This window comes from Streptomyces sp. DT190, from assembly GCF_049846985.1.
In the GTDB taxonomy this organism is placed as follows: Bacteria; Actinomycetota; Actinomycetes; order Streptomycetales; family Streptomycetaceae; genus Streptomyces.
Genome location: NZ_JBNCNM010000030.1, coordinates 13212 through 25439, shown reverse-complemented (window position 1 = coordinate 25439; position 12228 = coordinate 13212). Strand labels below are relative to the sequence as shown.

General features: G+C 68.2%; 13 protein-coding genes, 1 tRNA gene and 1 pseudogene. 3 read left to right on the top strand and 12 right to left on the bottom strand.

Annotated elements, in window-relative coordinates; translation table 11 throughout:
* Positions 1-54 precede the first annotated feature (54 nt).
* A tRNA-Met gene (locus tag ACPXCS_RS35455) sits at positions 55-131 on the top strand.
* Positions 132-233: 102 nt separating this feature from the next.
* Here the strand turns inward: ACPXCS_RS35455 and ACPXCS_RS35450 are convergent.
* From ACPXCS_RS35450 to ACPXCS_RS35435, 4 genes are all read right to left on the bottom strand, one after another.
* Entirely contained in the window at positions 234-764 is a 531-nt protein-coding gene (locus ACPXCS_RS35450; RefSeq protein ID WP_413093314.1) for a hypothetical protein, read from the bottom strand.
* Between the two features lie 35 nt (positions 765-799).
* The gene (locus ACPXCS_RS35445; protein WP_413093313.1) at positions 800-1078 is read right to left on the bottom strand and encodes a hypothetical protein; all 279 of its coding nucleotides are present in this window, start codon (positions 1076-1078) and stop codon (positions 800-802) included.
* A 271-nt stretch (positions 1079-1349) separates the two neighbouring features.
* Positions 1350-1490 (bottom strand): hypothetical protein, encoded by a 141-nt coding sequence (locus ACPXCS_RS35440; RefSeq protein WP_413093312.1) that lies wholly within the window; start codon positions 1488-1490, stop codon positions 1350-1352.
* Between the two features lie 132 nt (positions 1491-1622).
* Positions 1623-2453: a hypothetical protein gene (locus ACPXCS_RS35435; protein ID WP_425823949.1), complete on the bottom strand. Its 831-nt coding sequence runs from the start codon at positions 2451-2453 to the stop codon at positions 1623-1625.
* A gap of 474 nt (positions 2454-2927) precedes the next feature.
* Here ACPXCS_RS35435 and ACPXCS_RS35430 point away from each other — a divergent pair, with 474 nt between their 5' ends.
* On the top strand, positions 2928-4121 hold the full coding sequence (locus tag ACPXCS_RS35430) for a hypothetical protein (protein WP_425823951.1): 1194 nt from the start codon (positions 2928-2930) through the stop codon (positions 4119-4121).
* Between the two features lie 217 nt (positions 4122-4338).
* Here the strand turns inward: ACPXCS_RS35430 and ACPXCS_RS35425 are convergent, their stop codons facing one another.
* From ACPXCS_RS35425 to ACPXCS_RS35395, 7 genes and pseudogenes are all read right to left on the bottom strand, one after another.
* On the bottom strand, positions 4339-4959 hold the full coding sequence (locus ACPXCS_RS35425) for a hypothetical protein (protein WP_413093309.1): 621 nt from the start codon (positions 4957-4959) through the stop codon (positions 4339-4341).
* Positions 4960-5955: 996 nt separating this feature from the next.
* A complete protein-coding gene (locus ACPXCS_RS35420; protein ID WP_413093308.1) occupies positions 5956-6462 on the bottom strand; it encodes a DUF6624 domain-containing protein in 507 nt (168 codons plus the stop codon).
* A gap of 83 nt (positions 6463-6545) precedes the next feature.
* Positions 6546-6881, bottom strand: a pseudogene (locus tag ACPXCS_RS35415) (DUF6420 family protein); the annotation flags it as partial.
* Between the two features lie 27 nt (positions 6882-6908).
* Entirely contained in the window at positions 6909-7073 is a 165-nt protein-coding gene (locus ACPXCS_RS35410; RefSeq protein WP_413093307.1) for a hypothetical protein, read from the bottom strand.
* A gap of 158 nt (positions 7074-7231) precedes the next feature.
* The gene (locus tag ACPXCS_RS35405; RefSeq protein ID WP_413093306.1) at positions 7232-8476 is read right to left on the bottom strand and encodes a PH domain-containing protein; all 1245 of its coding nucleotides are present in this window, start codon (positions 8474-8476) and stop codon (positions 7232-7234) included.
* Positions 8473-9057, bottom strand: coding sequence for a PH domain-containing protein (locus ACPXCS_RS35400; RefSeq protein ID WP_413093305.1), 585 nt, complete (start codon positions 9055-9057; stop codon positions 8473-8475). The genes ACPXCS_RS35405 and ACPXCS_RS35400 overlap by 4 nt, the downstream gene beginning before the upstream one ends.
* Before the next feature lie 294 nt (positions 9058-9351).
* On the bottom strand, positions 9352-9912 hold the full coding sequence (locus ACPXCS_RS35395) for a hypothetical protein (protein ID WP_413093304.1): 561 nt from the start codon (positions 9910-9912) through the stop codon (positions 9352-9354).
* Between the two features lie 236 nt (positions 9913-10148).
* Here ACPXCS_RS35395 and ACPXCS_RS35390 point away from each other — a divergent pair, with 236 nt between their 5' ends.
* The gene (locus tag ACPXCS_RS35390; protein WP_413093303.1) at positions 10149-10505 is read left to right on the top strand and encodes a WhiB family transcriptional regulator; all 357 of its coding nucleotides are present in this window, start codon (positions 10149-10151) and stop codon (positions 10503-10505) included.
* Positions 10506-11317: 812 nt separating this feature from the next.
* On the opposite strand, the gene lexA is transcribed toward ACPXCS_RS35390, so the two are convergent.
* On the bottom strand, positions 11318-12052 hold the full coding sequence (gene lexA, locus ACPXCS_RS35385; RefSeq protein WP_411098996.1) for a transcriptional repressor LexA: 735 nt from the start codon (positions 12050-12052) through the stop codon (positions 11318-11320).
* Between the last annotated feature and the right edge of the window lie 176 nt (positions 12053-12228).

Genomic DNA, 12228 nt, shown 5'->3' with positions numbered 1-12228 from the left:
CCAGAGGAATTCGGTCCGGGGCCGACGGTCAGTAGCGTAGGGTGGTCTTACCGACGCGGGGTGGAGCAGCTCGGTAGCTCGCTGGGCTCATAACCCAGAGGTCGCAGGTTCAAATCCTGTCCCCGCTACCAACGCACCGGCCCCCTTCGACTCTATGCCGAAGGGGGCCGGAAGCATGTAGGCGCCCGCCCGCCGCAGGGATCAGGCACCGAAGCCGCAGCCGGGTGCTGCCTCTACTCCGCGCCGCGCTGCGCCTCGAAGGCTGACATCATCACCCTGTACGTCTGCTGCCTGCGGGCCGCGTGTTCAGGGCTTGCCAGGTAGCGCAGGTGCTCCTCGTGGTTCCGCACTCTCTCCTCATGCCGGCGGCGTCGCTGCTCGGCGACCTGCGGTGACGGCGCGGTGCGTATCGCCTCCGCAGCCACCTCCGGGTCCGGGGCGTCCACGGACATATGAACCCGGGCGAGGACGTCCTGGCCGACGGCGCTGGAGTCCAGCCACAGCACCATGCCGGGGTCCTCGTCGAACGCGAGGCGCAGCCGCTCCCGGCCCGGTGCCGTTTCCGCCAACGGGAGCAGTACGGCCGGGTCGTTGCCGGCGTGCACCAGGGCCGAGGCTTCCGGGTCCACCTTGATGAGCCCGGCGATTCGCTCCAGGAACGCGGCCGTGCGCACCAGTGCCGCGGAGTTCGGGTCGTACGGACGCGGCCCCGGGTCCCCGTGCTCCCACGACCGCGAAGCCTCGATCTGCTCGTTGATGTCCACCCGGCCCCTACCTCTCGTGCTCTCCGACCCCGACCCTACGAGGTTGCACAGCGGGCCGGTACAGCGGGCCTGCGCGCGATGTGCATCCGGGCGCCGTCCCACAGCACCGTCTCTGCGGGCAGGATGAGTAGTCCGGCCTCCCCGTCCTGCCAGGCCGCGCCCGTACGTCGCACTTGGACGGCCGCGCCGCCTGCACCGGCCATGTAGACCGTGGGGTCGACTTCCCATCCGTGCTGGGCAAGCCACGCCTCCAGCTGGATCATGTCCGACGGTGTCGCCCCACGCGGCCACTCGTACGTGCTCTCACTGCTCATGTCCGTCCCCCCGACCCCGGATTACGGCCGGACGCCCGGCCACTGGCGATCCTCCCACCCGGCACTGACAGAGGGCTGCGCAATTTCCGGGACACGTCTGGGAACCCCATCGCCGGACCGGGCAGCAGCCTGGGATCCGGAGACGTGAGCTCTGCCGCAGTGCCTTCGAATCCTCGGATACCGACCGACGCAGCGCCCAATCGCTGCCCGCTGCGTCGGCTGAGGAGTATCTCGGTGATCGCGCCGGGCAGCGCGGTCGATCGCCGAGATGTCACCTCGAGGGCCCGGCGGGCCGGACGATCTGCTCGGGGATCTCGACGGCGCGCACGTCGTCGACGGCGGTCACGGCTGTGCAGGCCAGGAAGTCCAGCAGCGAGTCGGATGCGTGCGCGGCGGCCTCCACGATGGGCACGACGCCGCCCTCGGAACCGCGCCCGCCTGAAGACGCCACACCGTCGCTTGGCCCGTGGTAGTTGGCCACTTCCCATCGGTGCTGCACAGCTTTCTGGCCATCACGGATGACCCCAGGCCCCGGAGCGGGCTGTCAGGTCCACCCCGCCGCGCGCATCATGCTGAACGACGCTCGCTCGGCCGCCTCCTCTTCATCCTGGTTCACCTTGACGCTCTCCCAGCCCAGGCTCTCGGCGTACCGCAGCACACCGGACAGCGTCTCGTAGTCGTCGGATCCGTGAGGGCCGTCGAAAGGCGAGACCAGGACCGGCGACAGTGCGTGCCGCACCCAGTCGGCGACGACGGCCTCGCCCCCCCTGGGCATCCACGAGTAGTAGGGCACTCGTCCAAGCTCACCCAGCGCCTCTCTCAGGACCTGGAACTCCGAGCCGGGACGAGGACGGGCTGCGCGGTCAAGGGCATCGGCGAACGTGGTGAGCAGGGCGAGATCCGCCTCGGCTACCTCGATCGACGCCAGGTGCATCACGTTCCCGCCGTCGGGCCCCACCAGCAGCAGAATGTTGGGCGGGTACTCCTCCGTCCCGTCCACCAGCTCCTCCGTCCCCTCGGGCAGAGCATTGCGTACCTGCCAGTACGCCTCGGTGACGTCCTCAATCGGCGCGCCGGGGATCGGCACACCTCCACTGTCCCGATAGCCCACGAGCTCCCCCTCATGATTCAGAACCATGTCCATGCGGAGCCTCAGGAGCAGGCCATCCAGTTCATACAGGCCGGTCAGGGCGTCCGGTACGAGCGGCAACAGCATGGTGCGGGTGGGGGAGGGGCGCAGCGGCAGTGGTTGGTCGCCAGCTCGGGCGCGATCGTTCGCCCGCATCGCCTCGGTGAACCGCAGGCCACCGGCTCGGCTCAGCTCTCGCAGTTCTCGCGTGCGCTTCCGCGACTTTCGGGGCGGATTGGTAGGCATGTCTGACTCCATGCAGCGGCGTGCCCCACGCACACGCCGCTCTGAAGACAGGCATGGTCAGGTGCACGATGCGTCGAAGGACGGCTTGGCCTACCAACGAGGTCTCCGGCGTGGGCGGAAGGCCCCTTCAGCGGTCGGCGGTCGTGGCCGCCTGCCGGGCAGCATACCGGCTCGGCAGGCGGCAGGATGAACGGGCAGACATCTCTACCTGCGCCGCCGCCCGCCGTCCGTCACGGCCTCACCGGCTTCCGCCCACGGCGCGCGATCGTGGGTACCTCACCGAGCCGATTGCCCACGTAGGGGCCGCCGCGCTACCGTCAACGCGGCGTTAGTGATCGCCCGACTCCGATGCTGCGCGTCCCCACGTGACCAGCAGCGCCGGCGGACAAGGTTCTGTCGAATCTCACTCACCGATCACCTGTGCTTGAAATGCCGAAGTGCGGGACGTGGGACCGCACGGGATGACGAGCACGCGTGACGCGCAACCGCAAGAAGAAGTTGGCCATCCGAGCCGAGGCCGATGGCGGCAGCCACGCCCGGGCCGCCCGACTTCACACCCCCGCCCCCAAGGAAATCCTGACGGCCGACCTCCAGGACCGCCTGATCAACGCGTTCCAAGTCGAGGGCTGGCCTGTAGAGACCGATGGGTTCCCCGAAGGCGGCATCTGGACCGGCTGGCTTGGGCCGGTCTGGTCCATGCTCTCCCGGCCGGGCGGAACGGACACCGAGGCAGATCCCGACGACCCGCAGCATTACGACCTCACCACCGTCCCCGAGCTGACCCTCATCGCGCCCAAGATCCCCATCAACTCCGGGGAAGCGATGGTGCTTACCCTGCCCGGCACCACACCACTCACGGACATCGTGCACACGGTAGGAGAGGAGCTCGGACGCGCCCGCGCATCCAAGGTCGACGAACTGGTCAATAACGCGCAATGCTCCCTGTGCAGCGACAGGTACCCAGCCGCGCACCTGCTGCCGGCCACCGAGCACGACCGGCTCCTCTGCCCCTTCTGCGTCTTCGACGGTGACACCCTTGGCGGTCACCCGATGCGCCTGGCCTACCTCATCGACGCGCTGACCGACGAGGATGCCGCCGCGCCAGCAGGCTGGTCAGCCGTGACCGCCCTCTTGGCCTGCGCCGCAGGCCCGGACTTCCGCGAACGGCTTGCAGGCGACGACGGCGTTCTGCGGCTACCGCTGCCGCACTGGTTCGACCCGGGCCAGGTCTGGGTGTGGCTTCCGCCCGGCGACTTGCCGCCAGCCCTGCAGGGACTGGGACCAGGCACAAGCCTGAACACCCTCGTCAGCGCGGTCGAGGCCGCCCACCCCGACCTGCGCGACCGCTTCCACGCCGAAATGGCCGGCATCCTGGAAGAGGACGAGGAGGACAGCCCTCCAGCAGCGCAGGACTACCTGGTCGAACAGCTGTGGCCGGCTGTCATCTGCTACGCCGTCACCACGGCTACCCAGTTCCGGGAACGACCGCACGGCCAATCACCATGGGACCTCCTCACCGACGGCTTCGAAGAGGGCACTCTGGCCGACAACTTCCACCAGATCGGCAGCACCCTGATCCCCCAGTCCTTCCGGTCGATGCTCACCCTGACGATCGGTGTGCCGCTCATCTCCAACGTCCTCGGCCTGAAGCCGGACCACGAGCACTGAAAGCTCGCGCCCACCGACACCGGTACGGCTCTGGCCCCCTCCCCGCGGGGAGGGGGCCAGAGCCAGCTTGCAAGCACACCGCGTGACCGAAGCGGCGCGCGCCTTCCGGCAGGTTGCTCTCCCAGTGGCTCCGGGGAGCTGAAGTCTGAACTTGAGGGCCACCTGCGCACTTCCCGCCCGACGCAGCGCAGCTCAGTCGCGGGATCGGGACAGGGATTCAGAGACGGGGCCAGTCGACCTCGACGTCCCCATTGGTGCCCGAGCCGGACCCGAACCGCCATCCGGTGACAACCTGCTCCCGCGCCTCGCGCACCACGTCCCGTCGGGGGAGTGTCACCCGAAGACGGGGCGCCTTGTCGCCAGTAATCGTCTTGACCGTCGCCCCGGTGAAGTAGTTCAGCAGGACCATGGTGCCGTCTCCGTTGTGTCGCAACACCGGCCGTCCGGCGAACTTCGAGACGAGGACGCCGTCCTGCCCCGGGACCGGCACGGCGGGGGCCGGCTTCCAGGACACAGTCACCTTCTCGTCGCTGTCCAGGACGGCATACGTGGTGCGCTCCCCCTCCAGGTCCTCCGGCCACACGATCATTTCCGCGTTCTTGCCGAAGTGTGGGTCGTACGCGGCGTGCGGGGTGGTGATCTGCTGGGGCAGGGGGATCGGGGCCCCCTCCGGCCACCACAGGGCCAGTCGCTTGCCGAAGATGGCCACCCTCCCCGGCAGCCAGTCTGCATGGGTTCGAGGGGCGGGGACATCGAAGCGTACGAAGACCCGCTGTTCCGGGTGTGCTCGCTGTTCGTCGTCGGCCGGGTAGTAGAGCCGCTGGGTGTCGATCGTCATGTCTGTGGTCCTCTCGGAGTGATGTCGCCAAGTCCTTGGGGCCACACGGGAGCTCAGCCCCTGTGGTCGAGGCGGCCGACGGCCGTGGGTCGGGCGGGGTGAGTCCAGCCCACCCGCTATCCCGCTATCCCCGCTCTAGGGCAGGACACCCAGGTCCGGTCCGCGGCCAGGTGGCTGACGAACTCACGGTGGTGAAGGGAAGGTGCGGGGCACGCCTACGGAATCAAGGCGTGCAGGCAGCGCCCGCGTCGGGGCGGGCTGCATCCCCGCTACGGCGGGAACCACTGGGAGGCCGACTGTTCTCCGGGACCGAGTCTGCCGCCCAACAGCGCCTCAGCTCAAGCCCAACTTCAGTCGTGCCTCAACCAACCGCACGGTGCCTGCTGGCATCGTTGACAGCGGAGCCCGCCCGGAGGCCCTTCGCACGTCGTCCCGGGCGGGCCACCGACGGCCATCCGCGGGTAAGGATGTGCAGCTCACCGCCCCACGGGTCACGCCGGGGGCGTCTCCGCGACCGGCGTTAGGTCCGATACCCGGCGCCCCAGGAGTCGGACCGCACACGGGCCGCACATGTCGCCGGCTCCGGTGACGTACAGCTGGGCGTCGGCTGTGTAGCACTTCGGGCAGTACGGACGTCCGGTGGCTTGGGCGCGCTCCTCTGCGGGGCACAGGCTCGGACCTCCGATCAGACCGGTGATGATGACACGGCCGCAGTGCGCGCACTCCAGGCCGTACAGCGCATCGCGTTCACAGCGGGGGCACCGGGCGCCAGCCGGAGCTGCCGTCACCGGGGCCGGTGAGGACGCCGAGACCGGCGCTGTCAGGCCCGAGGCCTCGGAGCATCCCGGGCTGGGAACGGCGAGCGCGGCGGTGTGAGAGGCGGTCATAGTCGAGAGGCTCCTTCGGAGAGGCCGGGGCGTCGGCCTCATTGAGCCCGAACCGTTCGGGACCGGCACAGCGCTGGCGAATCCCCCCCCGCGTCCATGAGCTCCAGCATCAGACGGCTTCAGGATCGCGGCCGCGCATACGCCTGTCGTACTCCGCAGCGGATTCCAAGCCCATGGCGGCACGTCGAGCGTCGAGCAGTTCGGGTTCGGCCACGGTGTACGGCTGCAGCTTCCCGTCCGGGGCTTTGATGTACTGAGTCCCGTATACCTGCGGTTCGTCGGTCGCGACCCGAACCCGGTCGGTGAGGTAGGCAAGATGGCGAGGCAGGGCCTCACCATCCGCAACAGCGTCCTGAAGGAGACCGAGCACCTGACGTTGAAGATCGAGATCGCGGTCGGCGTGCTGGACCAGGAGCCACGCTTCGTCGGCTCCCTGCTCGCCGACCAGGCTGATTCCTAACCAGCCATGTGCCGCGATGGCCTGTTTGAGCCAAGCGGTGTTGTCGGCGTCGACCCGGACAAGGTCGCGGCCGTCGCCGGTCTCGAGCATCCGCTGGCGGGCCGCCTGGTCCTGCTCAGCGCGGCGGTGAAGGTCGGCAGCAAGATCGTGGTTCATCAGTTCCTCCGCGTGAGGTCTGCCGAGTCCCTGGCGCCCACGAGCGCTTCCTGGACCGGCTGGTCAGATGGGGCTGGCGAACCTTAGTCGGCGGGGCTGCCGTGCTCCTTCGGGCCCGTGCGGCGCACGGGGCCAGCCAGCGCCTCGGTGTCCTTCAGGAGCCGGTCTACGGGGCGCTCGTCGCCTAGTTCGATGGCGAGCGCGGCTCGAACGAAGGTGGTGAGCTCGATGCTGCCGGTCCGTAGTGCGAAGGAGCGCAGCACCGCCCCCGCGGCAGCGACGTGGTGACGGCACCCGGCGTGCAGGCAGTGGCCCTCAGCAGCGAGACCGAGCCGCTCGAAGAGGGCGGTCTTCTCTGCGGTGAGCTGGGCCGGGTAACCAAGGTGGTCCAGTGTGGTTGTCGTACTCGATGTACGGGCCGGCGGCGCCGCGGTCTTCGCTGGTCATCAGGTGCTTGTCTCCTGCGTGGGGTCGATGGTGAGTTTGCGCTCCTGGTCCTCGTCGTCCTGGTGGTCATCGGCGGGCCAGATGCCGAATGGGCCGGACAGGCCAGGGCCAGCAGCGCCGAGCTGGGCGGCCCCGCCCTTGAGTCGATGGTGAGCACGGATCACGGGCGCGGTTCTCCTGAGGCAGACGAGCGTTACATCCTTATGGTGGCCTCTACCGGAAGGCGCGTGCGCGCCTTCCGGCCTTCCTCGCGACAGTCCTCTACCGGCTCGAAAACGGGCTGGCCCAGGGTACGGAACCACGCGATCGGCGTGGGCCGAGGTCAATGAAGCGCGGACGCCTGGTGCAGGCGCTGCGCAAGATCGGTTGACTCGGCAGATGTGCGGTGGACTGCTGACACGCGGTTTCCTCCTGCCATATGCGCGTGCACGTTGGCGAGGCCGAGCCTGCGCTGCCATGGCCCCTGTCGAACGCTGACCGTCTGAATTCGAGCAGCGGGGCAGATCGTGATGCTGTTACGGAAGAAGTAGCCGCGCCAGGTGGCGAAGTACCCATTGCCGAGGCGGTAGCCGAGCGCCCTGTGGAAGAGCGTCGCCCTGCGGGCCTCCCCAGGCGCCGGAATGGGAGCGTGGAGATGGGCCACGGCGTCCGCCCCAAGGAGGTGAAGCACCAACTTCTCGGCGACGGTGCGCGGGCACACAGGCAGCAGCACGCCGGGTTTTCCCGCTCCGGCCACGGCCACCCGCACCTCGACCCAGTTGAACCGTCGCCACAGAACGGGCTGATGAAGTTCGATGGATGCGACGCGGGAGGCCCGGTAGGTGTACTGCTGGGTGTCGAACAGGCCATGGTCGGTGCGATAGCTGCCCTCGGCGATACGGGTGACTGACCACCGGCTGTAGGTGAAGAGCCGCCGCCCCGTCAGCTTCCACACCTTGGGTACACAGGCGACCAGCGTCGAGAGGGTGAACAGCTCGCCGGAGAGAACGTACGGGCCTACGCCGATTCCGACGAGGAGGAGCGACTTGAGGTTCGTTCCGAGATCAAGGAGGAGAGCCACGACCAGGTCCGCAGTCCTGACCTGGTGCAGCCGCTCATCGGCGGTGTCTTCGGCGAGGATACGGGCCTTGAGCGCTCTTGCCTGATTGAGGGTGAGGTAGGAGAGGGTCATCGTCGTGCCCGACATCACGACTCGGAGGGTGCAGACCCCAAGAAGCCTGCCGAAGAAGGGCTGGCCGATGTCGACGCTCTGGACGTGGTGAAGCTCGCAGTGACGCCGGACCTTGAAGAGCAGGCCACTGCGGTACTCGAGTTCGTCACCATCCAGGCTGTAGTGGCTCAGTCTCCACGACGCAATGAACAGGCTCAGGACGACCGCGGCAACCACCGTTACGGCTGTACAGGCGACCCAAAGGGGCACGTCGATCTTGTTCCTCGCGTCTGAAGTGCCCACGCTGAAGAGGTTGTGCTGCTGGTACGCCAGACCTGTAAGCGCGGCGAGCACTGCCCAACTGCGCCGCAGCGGGGTGGCCGGATGAAGGCGGCCCTGCAGGGGAGACAGCGTCATACCGGCAGCCTTTGCTTCCGGGCGAGGTCGGTCAGCCGGTCGCGCAGCTCGTACGCGGTCTGCGGGTCGACATCGGCGATGACGTTACGCCCGGCCGTATCAGCGATGCCGTTACACCCGGCCGCGCTGCTGATGATGACGGTTGCCAGGTCGTAGCGGCGCTGGATGGGGCCGGAGACGACGTTGACCTCCTGTATCCGGGCGTAGGCCAGGACCGTGAACCGCCGGTAGAGAAGGCCGGTGCGTATGTACAGCTCCTCATCGCCCAGGTGGTAGCCGCGGAAGAGCCAACCGGCCTTGATGCGGTCCCAGCGCCAGACGTACAGAGCGACGGGGACCAGGACGAGGAACGCCAGCGCCGGATGCCACCAGCTGACCATCTCGTGCCAGGTCCGTGCCTTGCTCATGAGCGTGTGGATGAGGGTGGTGCCGGTCGCGGCCGTCATTCCGATCAGGGCGCTCATGCCCAGGATCTGCAACGCGGCCGCGATCCGGCGGACGCGGACGGTGCGTGCTGGGTGCTGGGTCATCTCCACGCGGTCGAGCGTGAAGGGGGGTTCGGGTTTGATGTAGCGGGCCATGCCGGAGGTCCTGCTTCCCTTGAGCGAGACGGTGTGCACAGCGGAGCGTCGTCGTGCACGGCTCACTCAGCGAAGTGCCGCGAATTTCGATGGAGGGTTACATCGCGGCTGCCTGCAGCTGCCGGCGCCGTGGCTTCGTGGTGAGAGGCCGTAACGAAGCAGTCGTACAGCCGCGCAGCATCGCTCGTTCAGGACAGGACAGGAAGGGCCGGGCCGCAGCTTGGGACGCGCTCGTCTTCCGGGTTACGAACGGCGGCCGGAACCTTCTTGGGGTGCCCGCGCGTCCCAAGCTCCTCAACCGGTGGGGCGTGTCCAGCCGTGCTCGGCTGACCGCACACCCGTGATCCCTGGCCGATCGCGGTACGGGTACAGAGGAGTGGCAGCTGCCACCTCGGGGAACGACTCGGCAGGGCTGATTGCGCACCGCGGCCCGCGCCACTCTGTCTGCGCCCAGTGGATCGCCGCCCGGCGGCTCCACTCGCGGCGCAGGGTCACGCCGGTCTCGGGCAGCCAGACGATCCAGTCGCCGCGGCCGTGCCGGTGGCGACTCCACAGAACAAGGAGGACGAGGCCGATGATGGCCTCGGCAGCGGCCAGAGGCAGGAGCAGAAGGCGGGCCGCCTCGTCGGCGGCTGTGGCGAGGAGAGCAGCCACGGTCGCGCCGGTCAGCCACGCAGGCCAGTACCAGTACGGGCGAGGCTCAAGCGTCCGGCGATGCGCCATAAGCGCTCCGACCAGCAGACCACTGGCTGTGACAGCCAGGAAGAGTGTGCCGGTGACGAGCGTCAGGAAGGCACACACCGCCGCCCCGCAGGCAAGACTGCCGGCGGTCCTGCGATCTTGTGCCTGCGGCATCGTGCTCTTCCCTTCGGTCTTTCGGAGATCTCTACGTCAGTTGGCGCGGCCCGTGCTCAGGGACTCCTGAGCTGCGGAGTTCCAGCCGTAGACGGTAGGTATCTGGCCAGCTGTTCACTCGATCGGGTCACTCTACGCGGCCGCTATTTCGTCGCAGAAACGGTTGGCGTAGCGTCGCGGCACTTGCCTGCTGAGTTTGGCGGGGGAGGGGATGACGAGGTGAGAGGGCGGGGTCGGTGAACAAGGGGGGCCAGGAAGCCTGGCGTGCACGAGGATCATGTCGGACGGGAGACCCGGAAGAGCTTTTCGTTCAGGGCTCGGCTCAGAGCAGAGCAAAGGCTATTTGCACGGGCTGCACGGTGCGGACCGAATGCCTCGCATACGCCCTCGATCACAGGGAAGAGCATGGCGTTTGGGGTGGAATGACCGAGCGTGAGCGCCGCGCTCTCTTGCGTAGGCGCCCGACCGTCACGTCGTGGCAGGGCCTGCTCACCGCAGCCCGTACGGAGCACGACCGACGCTCCGTCGCCGAGAGCGCTTGGAGCGTTCAGCAGGAGCCCTCGACGAAGAGCGTCGGCTCCTCCGTTGCTTGATCAGCGGAGGAGATCCTCTGGCGACGCTTGCTACTCCGGTCGCCGGCCGCAGTTCGGACATGGGGATTCAAGCTCGGGGCTGTAGACGGCGTCGCAGTCCCGGCAAACCGCCAGATGGACGTAGTTGCAGCTGCAGCCGGCGTCGGTGCATGAGTCAGCGCCAGGGCACACGTACGGGTCCCGCCTGGGTGCCGGGCGCGGCAGACGCTCCGTCGGGGGGAGGGTCTCCAGGTAGGCGCGGTAATCCGGGTTCTCCCGCGTCGGGCAGCCCTCCGGGCACGGACTGGACAGCCATGGGTCATGCCCTGCGATCGGGTCAGTTACTTCGCAGCGGGGAGCGATCCACGGATCCCAAGACGCCCGGTTGTACGCACTGCGCTCGCGTCGTACGGCCCTGGCCGCTTCGGTATACGACTCGCCGGTGTCCTCTCCGCGGCGGCGTACACGGCTTTTACGGGCGTGATCAGCAGGCATGGCAGCTCCGTGGGCATTCAGAAGGTCTGAATGCGCTGGTGCAGAGCACCTTTCCGTAGCGCGTCAGCCGGGCCGACAACGCGGGCCTGCGCTCGGCCCGCCCCACGAGAAACTGGGGCGGGCCGAGCGTAGCAGCCCCTGGGAGCCGGATCAGGCGGCGCCACCCGCATGGGGGCAACGCAAGGTCCGGGGCCCTGGTGCCTCTGCAGGATGGCGAACTGCCGGAGGGGTGTTGCGCCCCCGTCTGATCACCTTGGACGACATGCTGCGCAGGCTGCGCGCCAGGTCGCTGAGGAGGAGCGGTAGCTCCGGCAACTCGTGTCCCAGTCAGGAGGGGGTCACAGGGATCGCATAACGGCAACGACCTTGCCCAGGATCACCCCGTCGTCTCCCAGCCTGATGGGCTGGTAGGCCAGGTTGCACGGCATCAACCACGCGCCGTCGTCCGCGATACGGAGCTTCTTCACGGTCGCCTCACCATCGCTCAGGAGAGCGGCCACGATATCGCCGGGCTCGGCGCTGCTCTGCCGGCGCACAGTCACCACATCGCCATCACGGATGCCGGCATCGATCATGCTCTGGCCGGCCACCAGGAGCGCGAACAGGTCACCGTGACCGACTACCGCACGAGGCATTGGCAGCACGTCTTGGACATCCTGTTCGGCCAGGATCGGCGGTCCGGCGGCGATGCGTCCTACGAGCGGGACATGCGCCACGGCGGCCGCTCGCGCCGCCTGGGCGGCCCGCACAGCCACGTCCTCCTCCTCAAGCGGCGTAGGCAGCCGGTGGGCGTCGACCAGGGCCTGGGCGCGGGGGGCGAGGGCATACGCCCGGGGACGCTGAGGGTCACGGCGCAGAAAGCTCTTGCGCTCGAGTACCTGGAGCTGGTGAGCGACCGAGCTGGTGCTCGAGAGCTTCACGGCTTGCCCGATCTCACGCATCGAGGGCGGGTAACCGCGCTCTCGGACGGAGCTCAGGATGCAGGTCAAGACGGCGCGCTGGCGCGACGTCAGGCCGTCAGCGTCCTCTCGGATACCCGGCGGCCGGCCAGGAAGAGCAGTATCGGCGTGCATGGAACCCCCCTTGCGATCTTGCGTGGAACCGAACGTAACCGCATGTATCCAGAAAGGGAACATTATTTCGATGCGAGCTCTGGCTGTCGCCCCTCCCCGAACCGCGTGGCGCCCCTTGGCGAACACCCCTCCGAGAGGTGTCACGGTTGAGGCAGTCCGGCAACGAGCTGCAGCGG

Bases quoted from the DNA above. Each gene is read 5' to 3' on its own strand.
- ACPXCS_RS35445 (WP_413093313.1), bottom strand. From the start codon at position 1,078: ATGAGCAGTGAGAGCACGTACGAGTGGCCGCGTGGGGCGACACCGTCG.
- ACPXCS_RS35435 (WP_425823949.1), bottom strand. From the start codon at position 2,453: ATGCCTACCAATCCGCCCCGAAAGTCGCGGAAGCGCACGCGAGAACTG.
- ACPXCS_RS35425 (WP_413093309.1), bottom strand. From the start codon at position 4,959: ATGACGATCGACACCCAGCGGCTCTACTACCCGGCCGACGACGAACAG.
- ACPXCS_RS35420 (WP_413093308.1), bottom strand. From the start codon at position 6,462: ATGAACCACGATCTTGCTGCCGACCTTCACCGCCGCGCTGAGCAGGAC.
- ACPXCS_RS35405 (WP_413093306.1), bottom strand. From the start codon at position 8,476: ATGACGCTGTCTCCCCTGCAGGGCCGCCTTCATCCGGCCACCCCGCTG.
- ACPXCS_RS35400 (WP_413093305.1), bottom strand. From the start codon at position 9,057: ATGGCCCGCTACATCAAACCCGAACCCCCCTTCACGCTCGACCGCGTG.
- ACPXCS_RS35395 (WP_413093304.1), bottom strand. From the start codon at position 9,912: ATGCCGCAGGCACAAGATCGCAGGACCGCCGGCAGTCTTGCCTGCGGG.
- lexA (WP_411098996.1), bottom strand. From the start codon at position 12,052: ATGCACGCCGATACTGCTCTTCCTGGCCGGCCGCCGGGTATCCGAGAG.